Origin of the sequence: Haladaptatus cibarius D43 (assembly GCF_000710615.1) — an archaeon.
GTDB lineage: Archaea > Halobacteriota > Halobacteria > Halobacteriales > Haladaptataceae > Haladaptatus > Haladaptatus cibarius.
On record NZ_JDTH01000011.1, the window covers coordinates 19683 to 39478 of the forward strand.

Genomic DNA, 19796 nt, shown 5'->3' on the forward strand with positions numbered 1-19796 from the left:
ACTCGCCTGATGACTGGACGCATGCTACCCGGAGCCGTTAGAACGGACAGTCCGTCGTTCCCTCGCCATCCCACTGACGAGCAAACGACGACGTCGAACGACCACGCACCGCCGGAGGAAACCGATGGAAGAGATTAGCACCGACGCCGCACCGCCGAGCATCGGCCCGTTTTCGCAGGGAATTCGCGACGGGAACCGCATCTACGTCTCGGGACAGGGGCCAGTTGACCCCGAATCCGGCGATATCGTCGGCGACACCATCGAAGAGCAGACCGCTCGAACGCTCGAAAACATCGAGGCGGTTCTCGCGGCGGCGAACCGCTCGCTTGACGACGTGGTGAAGGCGACTGTCTTCGTACAGGACATGGACGACTACGACGCCATCAACGACGTGTACGCCGACTACGTGTCCTCACCGTACCCCGCTCGGAGTGCGGTCCAAGTCGAGGATCTCCCCATCGACATCGGCGTCGAAATCGAAGTCGTCGCAAGCGCACGTGGGGCCGAGGAGTGACGGGACGATGAGAGCCGTCGCGGTTCGGCGCGGCGAGACGACCCCCCGGGTCATCGACGTGCCGAGGCCGACCCCCGAGTCCGGCGAGGCGTTGGTACGGACGCTTCGCGTCGGCATCGATGGTACCGACCACGAAGTCGTCGGCGGAACCCACGGCGGCTTTCCAGACGGGGCGGAACATCAAATACTCGGCCACGAAGCGGTCGGAATCGTCGAGAACCCGAACGGGACGCGGTTCGACGCGGGTGACCTCGTCGTTCCGACGGTTCGGCGACCAACGGGGGACGGAAACGGGTACTTCGAACGGGACGAACCCGACATGGCCCCCGACGGCGCGTACGTCGAACGCGGCATCGTCGGCGCGCACGGTTACATGGCCGACTACTTCACCAGCCACGAACGATACCTCGTCGGCGTCCCGGACGACTTTGCGACTCACGGCTTTCTGACCGAACCGGTCAGCAACAGCGAGAAAGCGTTCGAGCACGCCTACGCCAGCAGGTCAGCGTTCGAGTGGAGCCCCGAATCCGCGCTCGTTCTCGGCAACGGGCCGCTCGGTCTCCTGACCCTCTCGATGCTGGTCGAACGCGACGACTTCGACCGATGCTACTGCCTCGGTCGCCGCGACCGTCCCGACCCGACCATCGAGATAATCGAGCGCCTCGGCGCGACCTACGTCGATTCACGCGAGACGCCGCTTCCGGACGTTCCGGACGCACACGAATCGATGGACTTCATTTATGAAGCGACTGGACATGCACCCCACGCGTTCGAGACAGTCCACGCGCTCGCGCCGAACGGCGTCGGCGCGCTCCTCGGCATCCCCGGAGACGAGTCGTTCGAGGTCGAAGGCGGCCGAATTCATCGGGAGATGGTTCTCGAAAACAAGGCACTGCTCGGCAGCGTTAACTCGAACATCGGGCAGTACAAAGCGGCCAAGGAAACGCTGTCGGCGTTCCCCGACTGGTTTACCGACGACCTCATCACAGGCGTCTACGACCCCGGCGAGGTCGAACGGGCGTTCGAAACGGGCGACGACGTCATCAAAACCGTCGTCGAATTCGACACGGTGTAGACACACCGCGTCTGGCATCGATTCACCGATTCGTTCCCGCCCTCTCTTCGTCACTGTTCGACTTGTGCGACGATGCGTTCGACGGCGTACTCGGCCTCCTCGTCGGTGAGACACATCGGGTTGACCGTGAATTTGCCCGCGGGGAGCGCGTCCGCGCCGACGAACACGCGGGGCTCCTCGCGGCGGAGTCCGCCGACAACGTCGGTCGCCGAGATGCCTGCGGTGTCTGCGTCCACCGAAACTACTACTTCCGGGGCGACGGCTGTTTTGTCGTCGGCCGTGAGCGACGTGTCGAACCCTGCGACCGCTTCGAGGTCGGTGGCGATTCGCCGCGAACGTCCGAGCCACTCCTCGACGAGCGCGTCGTGGTCTTCTTCGACGAACAGTTCGAGCGCGCGAATCAGTCCGACGAGTTCCTCCTTGCCGACCTTCATCGGGCGGCCGATTCCCTGTCGGGGGACGCCCCCGAGGCGGTCGGGGTCCACGAGTTCTCGCGCGGGTTCCCACACCTGCTCGGCGGCGTGCATGTCGAGGTGCTGGGCGGCCACCGATTCGATGAGGTCGTCCCGACCGGCGAGGATTCCCGTGGTCTGCGGGCCGCGAATCGCCTTCCCACCGCTGAACGCGACGAGGTCCGCACCGGCGTCCACGAACGCCTCGAAGTTGCTCGTCGGCGGGAGTTCGGCGGCGGCATCCACGATGACTGGAACGCCGTGATCGTGGGCGATTTCGCACACCACCTCAAGGGGCGGTTCCGTGTAGGACTTTTCGATGTAGGCGACCGCCGCGGTGTCCTCTCCGATGGCGTCCCCGATTTCCCACGGTTCGACGTTCCGCGACCCGGTGCCGAGGTGCTTGTCGTTCGTCCCGACGTCAACGATGCGCGCGCCGACCGCGCGGAGCGCGTGGTCGTACCCGGTGCGGTGGGTGCGCGGAACGACGATTTCGTCGGCGACACCGTCGGTGTCTGGGAGCCGCGTCATCGTTCCGAGGTCGTCACCCGCGATGCAGGCGGCCGCTCCGAGCGCGAGCGCGCTCGACGCGCCGGACGCGACGTAGCCCGCTTCGGCGCCAGTCACGTCCGCTATCAGTTCACTTGCTCTCGCCTGCAAATCGGAGAGGCGAACGAACGACCCGGACGCGCGAGCCATCGCTTCGACCGCTTCCGGGCGAATACGACTGCCACCGATGCGGGTCTTCGTGCCGGTCGCGTTGACGACGTGTGGGACGCCTAACTCCTCGTAGATAGTCTGGGTTGGCATACCAATTCTCGCGCACTCCGAGAGTAAAATAGGTTCGACGTTCGTCTCCCATTTGGTTCGTGTCGCTCATTTGTTTCACATCGATTACCGATACGTTCATGGGCACTGAATGGACATCGATAACACGTCACGAACCATGTCCGACATCGAAACCGGTACCAGTTACTTCGGCGTACAGGATCCAGAACATGCGATAAGGGATTTGAACCGGTTCCGCGAGGCAGGTCTCGACGCCGTCCTCCACACGTTCAGCGAACGCGACCGGGCGTTCTACCGCGAGACGATGGCGGATATCGTCACCGCGAGCCACGATAGAGGACTGACGACCTACGTCAACCCGTGGGCGGTCGGCGGCGTCTTCGGCGGCGAGGAGTTCTCACGGTTCGTCGCCCGCAACCCCGACTCCCGACAGGTGCTCAACACGGGCGAGCGCGTCCCCGCCGCCTGCTTCAACGACCCGGCGTTTCGGAAGTTCATGCGCGAATGGACGCGGGACGCCGCCGGACTCGGCGCGGACGTACTCTTCTGGGACGAACCACATTGGCACAACGTCCACTGGTACGGCGACGACCACCCCGACGACGTGTGGTGCTGTCGGTGCGACCACTGCCGGGAGCGGTACCGCGCCCGCTACGACGAACCGATGCCGGTGACCGAAACCGACCGAGTCTCGACGGTTCGCGAGCGGTCGATGGTCGAGTTCCTCGACGAGATGATGGCAGTGGCCCACGATGAAGGTGCGGAGAACGCGGTCTGTCTGCTCCCGAGTCAGTCCGCCGACCACGGAACGCGCGACTGGGCGCAGGTGGCTGAAAGCGAGTATCTCGACGTGCTGGCGACCGACCCGTACTGGGCGCACGCCCAAGACGTCGATGCGGGCGAGTACGTCGCCCGGTTCGGCGAGCGACTGGTCTCGGTCGCCGACGACCACGACCTCCGGAGTCAGCTCTGGGTACAAGGATTCGGTCTCGAAGGCGAGTCGGCCACGGACGACGTTCGAACCGCGACTCGAACCGCACTCGACCTTGCCGACAGCGTCTTCATGTGGGGATACGATGGCTGCCGAACCATCTCCGAAATCGCCTGCGAGGAACCGATGGCCGTCTGGAATGCCTACCTGGACGAGCTTCCCTGATTCGTTCTACGTGACGCGGTCGATGACGCGGTTCCAGAGGGTCGGAAGTCGGTCCCACGAGAGCAACCCCTCCGGCGCCCAGTGGGGTGCACAGTCGGTCGCGTATGCGAACGAACTGCCGTCGCCGTAATCGCCAACTGTAAGGAACGGGTCGCCCCGAACCGTCGCCCAGACGTCCGCACCCGGTTTCGCCGTTGTTCGGTTGTATCCCAGAACGTGTGGCCACTCCTCGGGAAGGTCGGCACCCGGTACGCCCGCGTTCCGAGGGACAGCCCCGTCGGGCGTCTCCACGCGGTCGTCACCAGTTTCGATTTCGACTGGCAGCACGTCCGCCAGTGCGGTCGTTCCGTAGCGGGCTTGTCCTCCCTTTCCTGCGAAACTCATGTAGCCACCGACCATACCGAGCGCGCCGCCCTCTCTGACCCACTCGGCAAGCACCGCACAACGGTCTGCGTCCGTTTCGCCGTCGGCGACCTGGCGGGTTATCTGGAGCGTGTCTGCGCCCACGTCACTGAGAATCACGAGGTCGTACTCCGACAGAGCTTCGTTGGTTCTCGGGAACGACTCGGCCGCGACGTGACACGGCTGGTAGGTCACCGACGCGCCGATCGATTCGAGCGTGTCGATGAACCGATCGGCGACTTCGCCGTATTGGCTGTCCCGAAGGACGTTTTTACCCTTGATTTCGAACTGTACTGTCACCCACGACTCACCGGCGAGGAGGACGTTCGTCATCGGTTGGGACTCACACGCACATCGGTTAACTGTATCGTTCGCCTGTCAATATCGGACGACGCCCCCAGAGTAAACGACACGGGTCGGGTGACCCGTGGATTTTAAAACGGGAACAACCGCTCGGCCACCTCGTCGGTGAGCGGTCGGCCGTATTCGCTCGCTTCGAATGCCTCTGCGTACTCGACGGTTTCGGCGTCCTCGCCGTACCGCTCGACGAGGCAATCTCGGTAACGGTCGGCGACGTCTGTCAACGCCTCGACGTGCGGTAATCCACCATCACGTAGCCACTCGAATCGTGCGTCGGGGTCGTCGGGAACGTTTTCAAGGTCGTCTTCGACGAACGGGAGCCACTCGTACATCTGTGATTCGTGACAGTCCAGCATCTCGAACTTCCGCTCGACCACGTCGTCGATATCCACAACCACGTCAGGCGAGAACGGGTACGGTCGGTCGAACGTATCGCTCAGGTACGCAAATACAGGATTTTCGTCGAGCGCCGGCGTCGTCGGACAGATGTTCGGAACGGCCACGAGGTAGGCGGCGTCCCGCACGAGCTGGGCGGTGTATCTGTGGTCCGGATGGTAGTCGTTCGGCCGGTGAGTCAACACGAGGTCGGGTCGGAACTCGCGGACGAGTTCGATGAGGCGCTCGCGGTGTTCCAGCGACGGCTGTAACCGACCGTCGGGAATGTCAAACTGCTCGAACTCGACGCCAGCGACGTCCGCGGACGCCACGGCCTCCGAACGGCGACGTTGAACCAACGTCTGGCCCGCGAGTTCGTGATGGCCAGCAGCACCGTTCGTCATTGAAACGAATAGCACGTCGTGACCGCGGTCGGCGTACTTACAGGCGACGCCGCCTGCCTTGAGGTCACAGTCGTCGGGATGTGCGCCGACGACGAGAACGCGGAGTGTCTCGGTTGGCATCAGTTTTCAGCACACGAGATGCGGACATAAACGCTCCGAACGGAGTACGCGATGACGGGCACGCCACCTTTCTTCGGTTTGCGTGAGGAACTATTTGTAGGTGGAGAACAAGGGAACCATATGTCTGTCACGGACGTGACTGCCATCCCGATAGAGATGGGAGTCAAACCACTCGAAGAAGACCTCGGTCTCGCACCATATGTGAGCAACCACGACGAGGTCGAGTCAGTCACCCGAATGCTCGTCAGAGTTGACACCGACGAGGACGTGACCGGTTGGGGCGAGATGCTCGTCGGCATGAAATCCGCCGCAGTGACGAAAGCGGTCATCGACGACGTCATCGCTCCGGAACTCGTCGGCCGTGATGTCGGTGAGATACGCGATTTTGTCGATTCGTTCTACTACCCATACGTGAAAGTTCGGCCGTTTCTCGGCGCCGTCGAAACCGCACTCTGGGACGCACTCGGGAAGCAAGTCGGCCTCCCGGTTCATCAACTCCTCGGCGGAAAGACCCGCGACAGCGTGCCGATCGCAACCTGTCTCGGGATTCTCGGCCCCGAGGAGTCTCGCATCTACGCTCGACGCGCCGTCGAACACGGCTTTTCGACGCTCAAGACGAAGGCGGGCCCCGACTGGCGCGAGGACGTGGCGCGAATCCGCGCGATGCACGAGGAAGTCGACGGTCAGTTGGAGTTCAGACTCGACCCCAATCAGGGGTGGTCGTTCGAGGACGCGGTTCGGGTCGCCACCCGACTCGAAGAGGAGGGAATCCTCCTCCAGTATCTCGAACAGCCCGTTCGCATCGACACCTACGGAACCTACGCCTCGCTTCGCAATCGCGTCCGGACGCCGGTTGCGGTAAACGAGGACACCTACTTTCCGTGCAACCTCCGATTCCTTTTGCAGGCCGACGCCATCGACGTGGCCGTCGTGGATCTCGTCCCCGCCGGGGGTATCCTCGCCGTCCGCGAGCAGGTCGCCATGGCCGCCAACGCCGGTGTCTCGGTGTCACATCACTGTGGGTTCGACCTCGGTGTCAAGACAGCGGCGATGCTCCACACCGTCGCAAGCACACCCGGCATCAATCTGCCGCCGGACAGCGTCTACTACGGGTGGGATGACTACGTCATCGACGACCCATTCGAGGTCGAAGACGGTGCGCTGCCGGTTCCCGACGGTCCGGGCCTCGGCGTCACCGTCAACGAGGAACAAATCGAGCGGTACCGAACCGACTGAGTTTTCATCGGATGTCCGACGGCGGCGAAGCTCTCACCGACCGTCGAAGCGAGGTGACGAGGAAGCTGTCGACATCATAGAGAAGCGTTTGGCGTCGGACGAAGAGCGTCTTAATCGCCCTCGGCGCGTCCGCTCTCGCTGCCCGCGTCTCGTTCGTCCATCACCTTGCCTTCGTCGAGCGGGTCGCTGTGCCAGTACTCGTGGTTCGGATCCGCGCGGAAACAGGCGGTTCGTCGCCCCTCGGCATCGTGGTCGGTGAGTTCTGGACATTCCTGCGTGCAGACTTCGCGCGCTTCGAGACAGCGCGTGTGGAACCGGCACCCCGACGGCGGGTCGGTCGGTTCCGGAATGGTGAGCGACCGAACCGGTGGTGTCGAGACGCCCGACGAGCGGTCTCGGAGATCCGAGGTCGCCCACAACAGCACCTTCGTGTAGGGGTGCTGGGGGTTGTGAATGATCTGTTCGGGCGTTCCAATCTCGACGAGTTCGCCGAGGTACATGATGCCGATACGGCCGCCCGCCTGTTCTGTGAGGTGTTTCGCGTTTGCGAGGTCGTGGGAGATGAACAGATAGGACGTGTCGAACTGCTGTTGTAGTTCGAGCATCAACTCCATCATCTCCGCTCGCAGTGACACGTCGAGCGCGCTGATGGCCTCGTCCGCGAGGATGAGGTCTGGATTCATCAACAGTGACCGGATGAGCGCCACACGCTGTTGTTCGCCGCCCGATAGTTGGTGGGGGTACCTCCCTGCGTAGTCCTGTGCCGGTTTCATCCCGACGTATTCGAGGAGTCCGTAAATGCGGGCACGGCGGTCTGCCTCGCTCATCTCCGGTTGCCATTTCTCCAGCGGCGCCGAGAGCGTCGATTCGATGGTGTAGTTCGGATTCAGTGAGCTACCGGGGTCTTGATGAATCATCTGGAGCGACCGCCGAACCTCTTTCCAGTCGCGTGCACCGTCCGATCCACGTCTACTAAGCAGACCGTTCGACCCCTTGGACTCCCAAATGTCGTCGCCGCGGTACAGCACGCGACCGTCGGTCGGTCGCTGTACGCCGATGGCCGCCTTCCCAAGCGTGGTCTTTCCGCAGCCTGACTCTCCGACCAGCGCGACGACATCGTTCTCGTAAATGTCGAGGCTCACATCGTCAACCGCGTGGACGGTGTCAGACCCGGCGAGACCGAACAACCGTTCTTTTTCGAAGTGGACGCTCACGTTCTGGAGCGACAGAAGCGGCTCGCCGTGGGCGTTGCTCATCGTGACAACCCCCCCTTTGGGCCGTCGTACCCGTGGTCTGGTGTTCCTTCGGACGTCTCCGACGACAGCGGTATCTCCGAGCGGGCGTCCTCCCAGTGGAAGCAAGCGGCTTCGTGGTCACCGCTTACGTCGTGGAAGTACGGGTCGTCCGTCTTGCATGTCTCGTCCGCGAGCGGACACCGGGGATTGAACGAACAGCCGTCGGGGAGCGAGACGGGGTCGGGACTCGCACCCTCGATACCCTGGATGTCCATCGCGCGGTCGGAGATATTCGGGACAGCGTTGAGCAGTGCGCGAGTGTAGGGGTGGGCGGCGTGTTCGACCAGCTCGTCAGTCGGACCGAGTTCGACGAGGTCGAACGCGTACATCACCGCAAGTCGGTCGGCGAGGTCGGCGACCAGCGGCAGGTCGTGGGTGACGAACACCATCGTCAGGTCGTACTTCTCCTGTAGGTCTTCCAGCATACTGATAATGGATCGCTGCATCAACAGGTCGAGTGCGGCGGTCGGTTCGTCCATGACGACGACGTTCGGTTGGAGGACGAGTCCGAGCGCGATGAGTGCACGCTGTTTCATCCCGCCGGACAGTTCGTGAGGGTGCGAGCGAAGCACCTGTTCGGTCGGCAAGTAGAGGTCGGTGAGCAACTCGCGGGCGTGTTCCATACCGGCCGCCACGTCCGCGTCGTGTGCCCGGAGCGTCTCCTCGAAGTGGTCGCCGATGACCATCGTCGGATTGAACGCGCTTTGTGCACCTTGAATGACGAACGAAATCTCGTTCCACCGTAGCTCCGTCAGCTCGGCTCGGGAGAGTGACAGCACGTCCACCGACGGCCCGTCCGGCGGATGGTAGCGTATTTCGCCACTCACTTGCCCCGGCGAGACGACGGCGTCTAGCATCGCCGAGGCGAGCATCGACTTCCCGGATCCGCTCTCGCCGACAACGCCGAGAACCTCCCCTCGTCGAACGTCGAGGTCAACGCCGCGGAGAACGCGGGAGTCCCCGCGATCCATGCTGAACGAGACGCTCGCGTCCCGAACTTCCAAGACGACGTCCTCGCCACTTCGAGTCGTGTCCGCGCTGGCGGGTCGTTGGCTGGTTACCATCGAATCACCTCCCGTAGACTGGATGTGTCCGGCGGGCGCGAGTCGGTCGGCCGGTGAACTCGTCGGTCGGCGTGGCGCTTCGTCGGTGTCGATGAAGTGTCGAATGCGAGCATAGTTTTGTGCGTGGTGTGTCGTCGCATGGATACTCTTAGTGGTAGTTTATGAGACGGAGACCGAGGTGGCCGAGAATGGCGTAGAGAAACGCGCTCACGCCCCAGATGGCGAACATTCCAGCCAGAACACCGTTGGTCACGAGCGGGACGTACTCGGAGAGGAACACGGCGAGCAGGCAGCAGACGACGCCGATGGCCGTGACGAACGCGAGGAACGACTGCCGGACGGCCAGCAGAACCGAGACGGCGTTGCCGCCGGACGACTGACCGGTGCTCATCGGCTCTCACCCCCACTAGTGCTCTCGTGGCGAGCGCGCAGTCGCACGTTGAACACCCGGTCGAGTCCCTGGGCGAGCAGGATGAATCCGAGGGAGATGAAGACGATGAGCGCCATCGGCACGAGCAGCCAGTGGAGTTGATCCGGGTTCGTCAGGTCCGCTTTGCTGTAGGCGTTGTTCATCATCACGCCCCAGTTCAACTGTGACACTGGGAGGATTCCGAGGAAGTACAGACCGACCGACTCGAAGATTATTTTCCGTGAACTGTTCGCGAAATTCACGGAGATGTACGGCATCAGGTTCGAGATGACGTCCCGTCGGAGGATATGTCTCTCGGACAGCCCCATGATGCGCGAGGCTTCGGTGAACGACTCTTCCCGAACACTCAGCACCTGCGAACGGACGGTTCGGGCCAGCGTCGGCCAGTTGTCGATGCCGAGGATGAGTCCGACCACGAACGGACTTTCGGGCTGGTAGATGGTCGCCAGCACGATGACCAACGCCAGACCCGGAATCGTGAGGACGACGTCGGTCAGCGTCATCAGCGCTTGGTCGGTGCGCCCACCGCGGTAGCCCGCGACGGTTCCGATGGTGGTTCCGAGACAGACCGAGAGCAGTGCGCCTGCCGTGATCATCTGTAGCATCGCGGGCGTCGCGTGCACGACCTGCTTGAATATCGATTCGCCCATCACGCTGGTTCCGAGCGGATGGTTCCAACTACTGAACGGCGCTGCGAAAATCGGCCCTTCCATCACGGTCGGTTCGGGGATGAGGTAGACGCCGACGGTTCCGATAAACACGAACGCGACCAGAATCGCGGAGCCGACGAGTCCGCGCCAGTCGTTCAGTAGCACCGCCGAAGGCGCGTAAATGCGCCGTTCGAACGTTCGATAGGCTTTCTCGCGTGCGGTCGGTTCGGGGACGTTCGACGTCTGGGTGAATATCGTTTCGTTGACGGCGGCGGTACCACCGGAGCGGTTGCTCGTGCCGCCGTCGGCGCGAACGTTCGAATCGGCCTGCTCAGTGGTATCGGAATCAGGTGCCGTGTCGTCAGTAGGATTCACGGTTGCTCCCTCCTTTGACACGGGGGTCGATGACGCCGTAGGTGAGGTCAGCGATGAGGATTCCGAGGAGCGTTATCGCGGTGAAGAAGATAAACGCCCCCATGATGAGTGGGTAATCACGGTTCATCAACGCATTGAACGTCACCATTCCCATCGCCGGGTAGTTGAATATCGTTTCGAGGATGATGCCGCTCCCGAAGATGCCCGCCACGCCCATCATGATGCTCGTATAGATGGGCAACAAGGCGTTTCGGCCGACGTACCGAATCGCGATTCGGCCTTGGCTGATGCCGCGCAGTTGTGCGACACGGATGTATCCTTCCCCCATCTCGCGGATGCAGTTGCCGCGGAACGCAAGCGCACCCCCGAAACCGGCGATGAACGCCGAGAAAATCGGGAGTGCGGCATGTTTGACGACGCCGACGATGAACGGCAGATTGAGGCCGGGCGTCGTCGATGGATCCATTCGTCCGCCGCTCGGGAACCACCCCAGGTTGAACGAGAAGACGATGAGGGTGAGAATCGCGACGACGTAGTAGGGGATGGTGCTGTTGGCGATAGAGATGAACGTCATCCCGGTGTCGAACTTGCCACCCTCGTTGTACGCCATAACCGCGCCGAACAGCAGGCTGATGGTCGTCCCGAATGCGAGACCGTAGATGCTGATGAATAGAGACCACGGCATCGCCTCGAAGAGGATGTCGAACACGGGTCGATTCTTGAATATCGACCGGCCGAAATCCTGGTAGACGACGATGTTGTAGAGGTACTCGTAGTAGGAGACGTACCACGGAACCGACGGGTCGATACCGGTGTACGTCTCGACCATCGCGTTGATATTCTCCATCTGGGCGGGCGACGGAGACTGGCCCTGTTCGAGCATCTGTTGCATCAGGCTGACCTTCACCATCTCGACCGGGCCGAACGGCAACAGCCGGTAGAGCGCGAACGTTACGGTCAATGCGATGAAAAACACCAGCACTGATTGGCCGATCCGCTTCACGTAATACATCGTGCTATTGTGCTTTTCTTTCTGCCACCTAAATAAAACTATGGGAGCACTTGGCACGGAAATACGACCCGCACAAGCACTCGGACGTTCACAACGTTCATTACGCCTGCCGAAAACGTCCCGATATGTCACTCGTTGCACGGCTCCTCGACTTCGTCAGTAGTGACGACGAGGCTGCCTACCAGTGTATCCGGTGCGGGAGGACGTTCGAACGCGACCACTACGAGTGCCCGGACTGCGGCGTCCCGCACGTGGTGGTTTCTGTTCCCGACGACGAGGGGTCGGGGCGAAATACTTAATTTCTGTCGGGAAAGTGTCTCGGATGATAGGATGTCTCACTCACCGTCGTTCTTCGATTACGTCTGTTCGAACGCCGATAAGTTCGCCATGCTGCTCGTGTTCGAGTGCGTCGCGGGAGCGCTCTCGCTCGCGCTGTTTCTCGGATCCGAACCTGGTACCGCCACGCACGTCGTCGGCGTCCTCAACGTCCTCGGCGCCGGGGTTCTCGCCGTGGCGACGGCGGCGATTCTGCTGAAGTGCTATCGAACCTGACCCTGCCAAAAAACGGTTCCGAAGTATCGTCGCTACTTCGTCTTCGCACTGATGTGGCCTTTCGCGAAGTACTCCATCGAGTTCGCGAAGTGTTCCTGTTTGGTCGCCTCGGCGTTCGAATGGCCGTCCACTTTGTCGGTGGGAAAGTCGAACTTGTCCGTGTTGCCCCAGAACGCTCTCGTCTCGTCGTAGAAGCCGATATGTGGTACCTGCCAGTTCGTGTACCACATGAGCTTCTTTGCGAACTTCTTGACCTCGTCCTCGGACTGGGTCTGCGACATGATGTTCCCCCACTTGACCGGGAACAGCGTCTGTTTCGACCCGCCGTTGCCCACCGTGCCGACTTGCTTCGGGAACTTCGGTCGGATGGGGTGGTTGAGCTTGTTGCTCCGCGGTTTCTCGAGTTCGGGTGCCGTGCGGTTCACTTTACAGCCGCCGCCATCCTTCTTCGAGGTGGCCGCTATCTCGTCGTACTTGCCGATGCCGCTCACGCCGACCGTGGTATACGCGTTCGCGGGATGGTCAGTCCCCGAGAACCAGTTGACCATGTCGAAATCGTGGGTGTCGGTCCAGCGTTTCCAGAACCCACTGGACGACGGGATGATGAGTTTGTTCTTGAATCCGAACTTGTCGAGTTTCGGGCTCACGTAGTTCCCGATGGTTTCATAGATGTTCCACGGCGGTGTCAAGTAGGTGAGTCCATTGACCCTGTTACCGTTCGGCCCCGCCCAGACGCCGCCGCTCTTCGAGTAGCCGTCGTTTTCGAGCACCTGTTTGGCTTTCTCAGGCCTCGATTTCGACCCGTAGTTGATGAGCCGGTTCTGGAAACTCTCGCCCACCCATTGGTTGGCCGCCTTCGTGGACATTCCGGTGACGGTCGGTCGGGGTTTGTAGTTTAGCCCCTGCGTAGTCTTGATGACTTTGACCAGCTCTTCGTAGTCCAACAGGTACGCGATTGCGCGACGCACCGAGCGACGTGCGAGATGCTCGTTGTTCCAGTTCATCGATAGCTTCACGATGCTGGAGGTGCCGAAACGGTTGAACACCTCGACCCGGTCGTTGGACTGGGCCTGCGTGATGGTTTTGTCGCCCATGTCCAGCTTCCCGGTGTTGAGCGCCTGTATTGCCTTCTGTTTCTCGGAGATGAGGTGCCAGTTGAACGTCTTCAGGTTCGTCCACCCGGCGCGCGGATGGTCTTCGTACTTCTCGTGAACCGCCTTCGTCGGCGAGAGCTGGGTCGGTTTCCACATCCCGCACCCGAGCCCCTTCTCGGTGAGGTCTTCCAGCGTTATCGTGTGCTCTTGCAGTTCCTTGGTCACCCTCTTGATGGCGTTTTCGCCGCCCGCGTCCTCGTACTTCTGGAGCCACGACTTGAAGTAGTCGTGTTTGACGACCGGCGAGAGGTACGCCGATTTTTGCAGCGACGGGTTTGCGGGCCCGGAGAGAACGTTTTTCAGGGTGTATTCATCCACGACTTCCCAGCTGTCGTCAGTCTGGTCAGGCCCCATGTTGACCCGGTAGTCGTCGATGCGTTGGGCGGTGTGGAGGTCCTGTGCGGTGACCGGCGTCCCGTCCCACCACGTGTAGTTCTCCTTGAGTTTGAGGTGGACTTCACAGCCGCCACCTTTGAGTTCGATGGTGTCCGCGAGCCAGTATATCGGTTTTCCGTTCGCGTTCGGGTACACCGGCGACTCCCACCAGATGTAGTCCATCCAGAATTCGGTGTTTTTGGTGTCCGTGAATGGGTTGATGTTCGCTTGACTCGGTTGCCAACTGACTGGCGCGCGAATGTTGAGTTCGGTCGTCACAGGGGAGCCCTCCCCGCCGGTGTTCTCACCCGACGGATTGTTACTCAGCGTCACGTCTTCGTCCGGGTTGTTACCTCCGCAGCCGGCCAACCCGGAAATTGCTGCGCTACTGCCGAGCGCGAGCCATTGTCTCCGTGTTAGCCCGTTGCTATCCGCGTCGCCACCGGAACCGTGGTTAGCGTTAACCATGCTCTACTCAAGTATAATGTAAATACTACTAAAATATTTCGGTGTCCCTACTGAACCAACTGGAGCGCAAGATAATTGCCACGCTGGTGGAAACAGAAAGAGCATGAACCCCAGTGCATGCGACCGGAGTGGAGACATCGCTATCGTCACGGGAGCCAGCAACGGTATCGGACGCGCCATCGCGCAGCAACTCGCGGCCGCGAACGCCACCGTGGTCGTCGCCGACGTGGACGAAAACGGCGGCGAGCGAACCGTCGCGGCCATCGAAGACGACGGCGGCACCGCCGAATTCGTCCGCACCGACGTGAGCGACGCGACCGACGTTTCGACGTTGGTCGAGGCGACGATGGATGCTCACGGGAGCGTGGACGCCCTCGTGAACAACGCCGGTGGCTCGTTCGACGACGGTAATCCCGACCGAGTGACCGAAGAGACGTGGAACCGAATCATCGACGTGAACCTCAAAGGTCAGTTCCTCTGCGCTCGGGAGACGCTCCCGGCGATGGTCGAGTCCGGCGGCGGGTCGATGGTTCACGTGTCGTCGGTCAACGCTCGGATAGGAATCGGCCTCGCCGCCTACTCCATGTCGAAAAACGGCGTCCTCGCGCTCTCCCGAATCATCGCGACGCAGTACGGCCGCCACGGCGTCCGCTCGAACGCGGTCTGCCCGGGGAGCATCATAACTGATGCGTCGAGCGAGAAGTTGACCACCGAGGGGCCGGTTCGGGAGGAGTGGCTCGACCAGTATCCGGTCGGTCGGTTCGGTCGTCCCGAAGACGTCGCCGCCGCCGTCTCGTTTCTGACGTCGGAGATGGCGTCGTTCATCACGGGAACCGAACTCGTCATCGACGGCGGCCTCACGGCCGGTCTCGACCAGCGACTCGAAACGATGATGTACGATATCGACGAGCCAGCAGCGCGCGATTACTGACGACGCCGCACCGAACCGCCGAACGCCCGCTCGAAGTCGGTCTATAAGTAGTGGTGTGAGAAACAGTGTGTCGATGAACTTCGAGGTTCGCCGACTCACCGACCACGGCGCAGTCTGTGCCGGTATCGACTGCTGGAATCGAACGTATCCGGATTTTTCGCTTCCGAACCGATTGGTGGCCCAGAACATCTTCGCCCCCTTCGACGGTCTCGACGTGACGGCATGGGGAGCGTTCTCGGAAAACACGCTCGTCGGCGTCGTGGTCGGAAAACGACTCGTGGAGCAGATTCCCGACTACGACGGTTCCGAACAGGGATGGGTGAGCCTGTTCGCCGTCGATTCGACGGTCGAAGACGCTGCCGTCGCGGACGAACTGGTCGAAACGGTCGAACGAACCATGGCCAACCGAGGCGTCTCGAACCTTCGCGTCGGCGGCGATCCCGGCCAGTTCCTCCCCGGACTTCCCACCGCGTTCACCGACCTCCGTGAGACGCTCACCAACCACGGCTTCGAATCACGCGGCACCGTCCACGACCTACGGGGCGACATCGCGGCATTCGACGCCCCAGAGCGCATCACCCGGGTCGGCGAGTCCTGGCCCAACCTGACCGTCGAGCGGGTCGGCGCGGACGTTGACCCACTCTATTCGTTCCTCGCCGACCAGTTCCCCGGTCGGTGGCGGTACGAGGCCGAGAACGTCTGTCGAGTTCCGGGCGGTGGCGACGACTACTGGCTGCTTCGTCACGACGGCGAGTCGGTCGGGTTCGCTCGGACGAACACGCCGGACGGCGGATACCGCGGCGCGAACGTCAACTGGGCGGCCCGCCTCAACGGTGCGACCTGCGGTATCGGCCCCCTCGGCGTCCACGAATCCTATCGCGGTCGTAGCTGGGGGCTTTGGATGATCGCCTCCATCGTCGAACGCTACCGCGACGCCGGATACGAACGGATGAGCATCGACTGGACGGGACTGCTGGAGTACTATCGGAAACTCGGCTTCGAGCCATGGATCGAGTACGAGACGCTCACGAAGGAGTTAGAGACATGAACAACGATGACACTGAGGACGTCGGAGTTGACGCTCACCCGAACGAGCGCGTCGTCATCGGTCTCATGTCGGGGACGTCGCTCGACGGCGTGGACGCCGCTTGCTGTCGAATCCGGCGAGACGGTGACGGTCCACGCGGTTACGACGTGGCCGTTGAGTCGTTCGTCACGCATCCATACGACGCCGCATTCCGAGAGCGCATCGCGGCCGTCTGCGGCGAGTCCGGAACCGTCGCGGAAGTGTGTGAGTTGAACGTCGCCCTCGGCGCGGTGTTCGCTGCCGCCGCCGAGGACGCTGCCGATGCCGCCGACCGCGCGGTCGCGGACATCGACCTCATCGGCTCGCACGGCCAAACCGTCCGACACGTTCCGGAACCGCAGTCACTCCCCGTCGATGACGGCCGGTTGCGCTCGACGCTGCAAATCGGTGACGGCAGCGTCATCGCCGAACGAACCGGCGTGCCGACGGTGGCGGATTTCCGAACGGCAGATATCGCGGCCGGCGGACACGGTGCGCCGCTCGTTCCGTTCGCCGACGTGGCGTTGCTCGCTGCCACCGACCGGTTTCGAGTCGCTCAGAACGTCGGCGGTATCGCCAACTGCACGGCCCTCCCCCCGGATTCGAACCGCGGGGATGTGCGCGCCTTCGACACGGGACCGGGGAACATGGTCATCGATGGCGCCGTGGAACTGCTCACCGACGGCGAACGAACGTACGACAAGGACGGTCACCTCGCTCGTGCGGGAACCATCGAAGAAACCGTACTCAACGAATGCCTGCGTGGGGAGTACTTCCGCGCCGAACCGCCGAAATCGACCGGGCGCGAGCGGTTCGGTCGTGCGTACGCTCGTGATTTTCTGGCGGCGTGTCGTGCGCGAAACTGCGGCGACGAAGACGTGGTCGCCACCGCAACCGCGCTGACGGCACACTCGATAGCGGACGCCTACCGGCGGTTCCTCCCGCGGATGCCCGACGAAGTCGTTATCTCCGGCGGCGGTGCGTACAACCCGACGCTGGTCGAGATGCTCGACGACGCGGTGGACGCCGACGTTCGAACCGTCGAAGAGTACGGTATCGGTGCCGACGCCAAGGAGGCGGTAGCGTTTGCGCTGCTCGCCGCCGCCGCGATGGATGGCGTTCCGAACAACGTTCCCAGCGCCACCGGCGCGTCCCGCCCCATCGTCATGGGGAAACGCTGTCCCCCGACCTGAGTTCTCTTTTTTATTCCGCCGAACTGCCGTGGCTGTCCCTGGCAACCGTAGGGAGCGACTCACCGGTCGAGCGCCCGCTGATGTGGGTTTACTGGTCGTTTCGAACTGGTCGAAATTATTTTTCTGCTCTGTGTCACCGCTAGCCACACCAAATCGGTGCGAGGGCGAGTCTATAGCCCGCTCGGATTAGCATTACACAACTAGTTTTGTAATACCTGTTGTTGGGTACAGTACCGTTCTGTCATCGAGCGAGATGCCTCAAAACAGACGTTCACGGACGTTCCGAAGCCGTTTCGGCTAGGTCGAAACGGGTGGTTGCTCGTGAGCAGACGCTAGACCGCATCGTCAACCTAATTCGCGGTCGTATCTTGCATCAAATACGTTTCGAGCCTCTCGAACAAAACTGGAGCGATGCCGCTCCACTAGCCACGGCTTATCATAAACAGAAATTTGACGCTCAACTCGACGACGCCGGGGCGGCACAGCGACGGGACAGAGAAAGGCGACGCTACGCGGACGGGTCAGAAACGACACCGGATAGATCGTGGAGGTCTGCGAGCGACGACACTTCGTGCGTGGGGGCTTCGGGGAGGGCGTAGCCCTCACGATGCGACCGACGGATGAATACTGAGTCGAGTCCGGCACTGTGTGCGGCGACGACGTCGCAGGCGCTGTCACCGATGTACAGGCCGTTCGCCCCGTCGAGGTCGGCCATCGCTCGTTCGAGGTAGTAGGTGGCCGGTTTGGTTCGTCGGAATCCGTCCACCGTCGGGATTCGTCCGTACACTGCGTCGAAGGAGTCTTCGAAGCCGAAACGCGTCAAGAGGTATTCGACGGTCGCATGCTGGTTGCTGCTGACGACGCCCATATCGTGGGTGTCGGCGAGTTTGGAAAGAACGCGACAATCGTCGTACAGGCGACGCTCGCCGCTGTCCATCATGGCACACTGGAGGCGCGACGCGTTGCGCTCGCGCTTCGGCCAGAACGTCTCGAATTCGATGTCGTGTTCGGCACACGCTCGTCGCATGTCCTCGACCGTCGCGCCCGAGATGAACGCGTCGAGGTCGGCGTCCGCGGGCTCGACGCCGAACTCCTCGAAGGTGCTCGCGACTGCTCGCCGATAGACTTCGGGGTGTTCAGGGGGGAAGTCCAGCAACACGCCGTCCATGTCGAATAAGAGCGCGTCGTACGTCATTGCTACGTCGTAGCGACGGACGCAGTAATAGGTTATCGGTTGCGACAGTCCGAGCAGTTAAGAGGGTTCACCCGCCACTTCGGCAGGATGACGAACTCGATGCAAAAAACGGACGACACACTCGACGCGTTTCTGACGCGGGGTCTCGATGAGACCGTCTATCCCGGTGCCGTAGCCGCGGTCGGCACCGCCGACGGTATCGACCGAGTCGCCACCACCGGCCGGAGAGACCCCGAGCGCGACGACGCGATGACCCGTACCACGGTCTTCGACGCCGCCTCGCTTACGAAACCGGTCGTAACGGCGACGACTGCGCTCTCACTCGTCGAATCGGGCGTCGTCGCCCTCTCGGACGAACTTCGTCGCTACTTCCCCGAATTAGAAGGCCACCGACGCGGCGAGATTCGATTGCTCGAACTGCTCACGCACAGTTCGGGCCTGCAACCGTACGCCTTCTCGAAATCGTGGGAGTCGCCAGCCGACGTGTTTGACGGCCTCCGCGACCGCTCGCTTCTCGAAGCCGAACCCGGTACCCGATACGAGTACAGTTGTCTCAACTTCGTTTATCTGGCCGAGGCACTCAGACGCGCCACCGACCGGTCGCTCGCCGATCTCGCCGAGACCCACGTCTTTGACCCGGTCGGGATGGACGCTTCGTGCCTCGGGCCGACCGACGAGGCGAATCTCGCGGCGACCTACTGTCACGACCATCGAGACCGCACGTTGCGGGGCGAGGTTCACGACCCGCTGGGGTGGGCGATGGACGGCCACAGCGGGAACGCCGGCCTGTTCACGACGGTTGACGACCTCGCGGCGTTCGCACGAAGCTACCTCGTCGCGGACGGAACAATCCTCTCGGCGGCAACCGTCGAGCGGTTGCAAGACGACTGGCTGCCGGACTGCGCCGACCGCCACAGCCTCGGCTGGCGACTCGCCGATGGAACCTATCCCGCTCCGAACTGGTCGCGTCGTGGACTCGGCCACACCGGCTACACCGGTACGTCGCTGTGGCTTGACCACGACCGCGACCGGTTCGCCGTGCTCCTCACCAATCAAGTCTACAACGGGAAGGACACAGGACTCATCCGATTTCGCGAGCGGTTCCACGCGATGGTCGCCGCCGGACGCTTCGATTGACGGCGACCGTACTCCG

General features: G+C 62.2%; 21 protein-coding genes. 11 read left to right on the top strand and 10 right to left on the bottom strand.

The genetic code is table 11. The annotated features are described in order from the left end of the window. Positions 1–9 precede the first annotated feature (9 nt). From HL45_RS21850 to HL45_RS18330, 3 genes are read left to right on the top strand one after another with little or no spacing between them, the layout of a single operon-like run. Entirely contained in the window at positions 10–138 is a 129-nt protein-coding gene (locus HL45_RS21850) for a hypothetical protein (protein ID WP_267879603.1), read from the top strand. Continuing rightward, the gene (locus HL45_RS18325; RefSeq protein WP_049972664.1) at positions 125–514 is read left to right on the top strand and encodes a Rid family detoxifying hydrolase; all 390 of its coding nucleotides are present in this window, start codon (positions 125–127) and stop codon (positions 512–514) included. Before HL45_RS21850 ends, HL45_RS18325 begins: the two co-directional genes overlap by 14 nt. A 7-nt stretch (positions 515–521) precedes the next feature. Then, the gene (locus HL45_RS18330) at positions 522–1589 is read left to right on the top strand and encodes a glucose 1-dehydrogenase (RefSeq protein WP_049972665.1); all 1068 of its coding nucleotides are present in this window, start codon (positions 522–524) and stop codon (positions 1587–1589) included. Positions 1590–1639: 50 nt separating this feature from the next. Here HL45_RS18330 and HL45_RS18335 read toward each other — a convergent pair whose 3' ends face one another. After that, positions 1640–2851 (bottom strand): aminotransferase class V-fold PLP-dependent enzyme, encoded by a 1212-nt coding sequence (locus HL45_RS18335; RefSeq protein WP_049972666.1) that lies wholly within the window; start codon positions 2849–2851, stop codon positions 1640–1642. Positions 2852–2960: 109 nt separating this feature from the next. Here HL45_RS18335 and HL45_RS18340 point away from each other — a divergent pair, with 109 nt between their 5' ends. Next, positions 2961–3986, top strand: a complete 1026-nt coding sequence (locus tag HL45_RS18340; protein WP_233274846.1) for a hypothetical protein — start codon at positions 2961–2963, stop codon at positions 3984–3986. Positions 3987–3992: 6 nt separating this feature from the next. Here HL45_RS18340 and HL45_RS18345 read toward each other — a convergent pair whose 3' ends face one another. Together HL45_RS18345 and HL45_RS18350 are read right to left on the bottom strand one after the other, a co-directional pair. After that, a complete protein-coding gene (locus HL45_RS18345) occupies positions 3993–4721 on the bottom strand; it encodes a glutamine amidotransferase (protein WP_049972667.1) in 729 nt (242 codons plus the stop codon). Positions 4722–4822: 101 nt separating this feature from the next. Continuing rightward, entirely contained in the window at positions 4823–5647 is an 825-nt protein-coding gene (locus tag HL45_RS18350; protein ID WP_049972668.1) for a PIG-L deacetylase family protein, read from the bottom strand. 120 nt (positions 5648–5767) lie between these two features. Here HL45_RS18350 and HL45_RS18355 point away from each other — a divergent pair, with 120 nt between their 5' ends. After that, the gene (locus HL45_RS18355) at positions 5768–6883 is read left to right on the top strand and encodes a mandelate racemase/muconate lactonizing enzyme family protein (RefSeq protein WP_049972669.1); all 1116 of its coding nucleotides are present in this window, start codon (positions 5768–5770) and stop codon (positions 6881–6883) included. A gap of 110 nt (positions 6884–6993) precedes the next feature. Here the strand turns inward: HL45_RS18355 and HL45_RS18360 are convergent, their stop codons facing one another. From HL45_RS18360 to HL45_RS18380, 5 genes are all read right to left on the bottom strand, one after another. Further along, the gene (locus HL45_RS18360; protein WP_049972670.1) at positions 6994–8139 is read right to left on the bottom strand and encodes an ABC transporter ATP-binding protein; all 1146 of its coding nucleotides are present in this window, start codon (positions 8137–8139) and stop codon (positions 6994–6996) included. Further along, positions 8136–9242, bottom strand: a complete 1107-nt coding sequence (locus HL45_RS18365; RefSeq protein WP_049972671.1) for an ABC transporter ATP-binding protein — start codon at positions 9240–9242, stop codon at positions 8136–8138. Before HL45_RS18365 ends, HL45_RS18360 begins: the two co-directional genes overlap by 4 nt. Before the next feature lie 148 nt (positions 9243–9390). Next, positions 9391–9633 (bottom strand): hypothetical protein, encoded by a 243-nt coding sequence (locus tag HL45_RS18370; protein ID WP_049972672.1) that lies wholly within the window; start codon positions 9631–9633, stop codon positions 9391–9393. Continuing rightward, complete coding sequence (locus HL45_RS18375; RefSeq protein WP_394324789.1) at positions 9630–10577, bottom strand: ABC transporter permease; 948 nt, start codon at positions 10575–10577, stop codon at positions 9630–9632. The genes HL45_RS18370 and HL45_RS18375 overlap by 4 nt, the downstream gene beginning before the upstream one ends. Before the next feature lie 106 nt (positions 10578–10683). Continuing rightward, positions 10684–11709: an ABC transporter permease gene (locus HL45_RS18380; protein ID WP_049972674.1), complete on the bottom strand. Its 1026-nt coding sequence runs from the start codon at positions 11707–11709 to the stop codon at positions 10684–10686. 125 nt (positions 11710–11834) lie between these two features. Here HL45_RS18380 and HL45_RS21325 point away from each other — a divergent pair, with 125 nt between their 5' ends. Together HL45_RS21325 and HL45_RS18385 are read left to right on the top strand one after the other, a co-directional pair. Further along, a complete protein-coding gene (locus tag HL45_RS21325) occupies positions 11835–12008 on the top strand; it encodes a hypothetical protein (RefSeq protein WP_162833897.1) in 174 nt (57 codons plus the stop codon). 31 nt (positions 12009–12039) lie between these two features. After that, on the top strand, positions 12040–12261 hold the full coding sequence (locus tag HL45_RS18385) for a hypothetical protein (protein ID WP_049972675.1): 222 nt from the start codon (positions 12040–12042) through the stop codon (positions 12259–12261). 32 nt (positions 12262–12293) lie between these two features. Here the strand turns inward: HL45_RS18385 and HL45_RS18390 are convergent, their stop codons facing one another. Further along, the gene (locus tag HL45_RS18390; protein ID WP_049972676.1) at positions 12294–14258 is read right to left on the bottom strand and encodes an ABC transporter substrate-binding protein; all 1965 of its coding nucleotides are present in this window, start codon (positions 14256–14258) and stop codon (positions 12294–12296) included. Positions 14259–14361: 103 nt separating this feature from the next. Here HL45_RS18390 and HL45_RS18395 point away from each other — a divergent pair, with 103 nt between their 5' ends. The 3 genes from HL45_RS18395 (at position 14362) to HL45_RS18405 (ending at position 17448) form a co-directional block, all read left to right on the top strand. Further along, a complete protein-coding gene (locus tag HL45_RS18395) occupies positions 14362–15189 on the top strand; it encodes an SDR family NAD(P)-dependent oxidoreductase (protein ID WP_049972677.1) in 828 nt (275 codons plus the stop codon). Positions 15190–15262: 73 nt separating this feature from the next. Further along, positions 15263–16237: a GNAT family N-acetyltransferase gene (locus HL45_RS18400; RefSeq protein ID WP_049972678.1), complete on the top strand. Its 975-nt coding sequence runs from the start codon at positions 15263–15265 to the stop codon at positions 16235–16237. Continuing rightward, positions 16234–17448, top strand: a complete 1215-nt coding sequence (locus HL45_RS18405; protein WP_049972679.1) for an anhydro-N-acetylmuramic acid kinase — start codon at positions 16234–16236, stop codon at positions 17446–17448. Before HL45_RS18400 ends, HL45_RS18405 begins: the two co-directional genes overlap by 4 nt. A 508-nt stretch (positions 17449–17956) precedes the next feature. Here HL45_RS18405 and HL45_RS18410 read toward each other — a convergent pair. Further along, positions 17957–18643, bottom strand: a complete 687-nt coding sequence (locus HL45_RS18410) for an HAD family hydrolase (protein ID WP_049972680.1) — start codon at positions 18641–18643, stop codon at positions 17957–17959. 99 nt (positions 18644–18742) lie between these two features. Here HL45_RS18410 and HL45_RS18415 point away from each other — a divergent pair, with 99 nt between their 5' ends. Then, positions 18743–19780 carry a serine hydrolase domain-containing protein gene (locus HL45_RS18415; RefSeq protein WP_144240138.1) on the top strand — a complete coding sequence of 346 codons (1038 nt, stop codon included), beginning with the start codon at positions 18743–18745 and terminating at the stop codon, positions 19778–19780. Positions 19781–19796 lie beyond the last annotated feature (16 nt).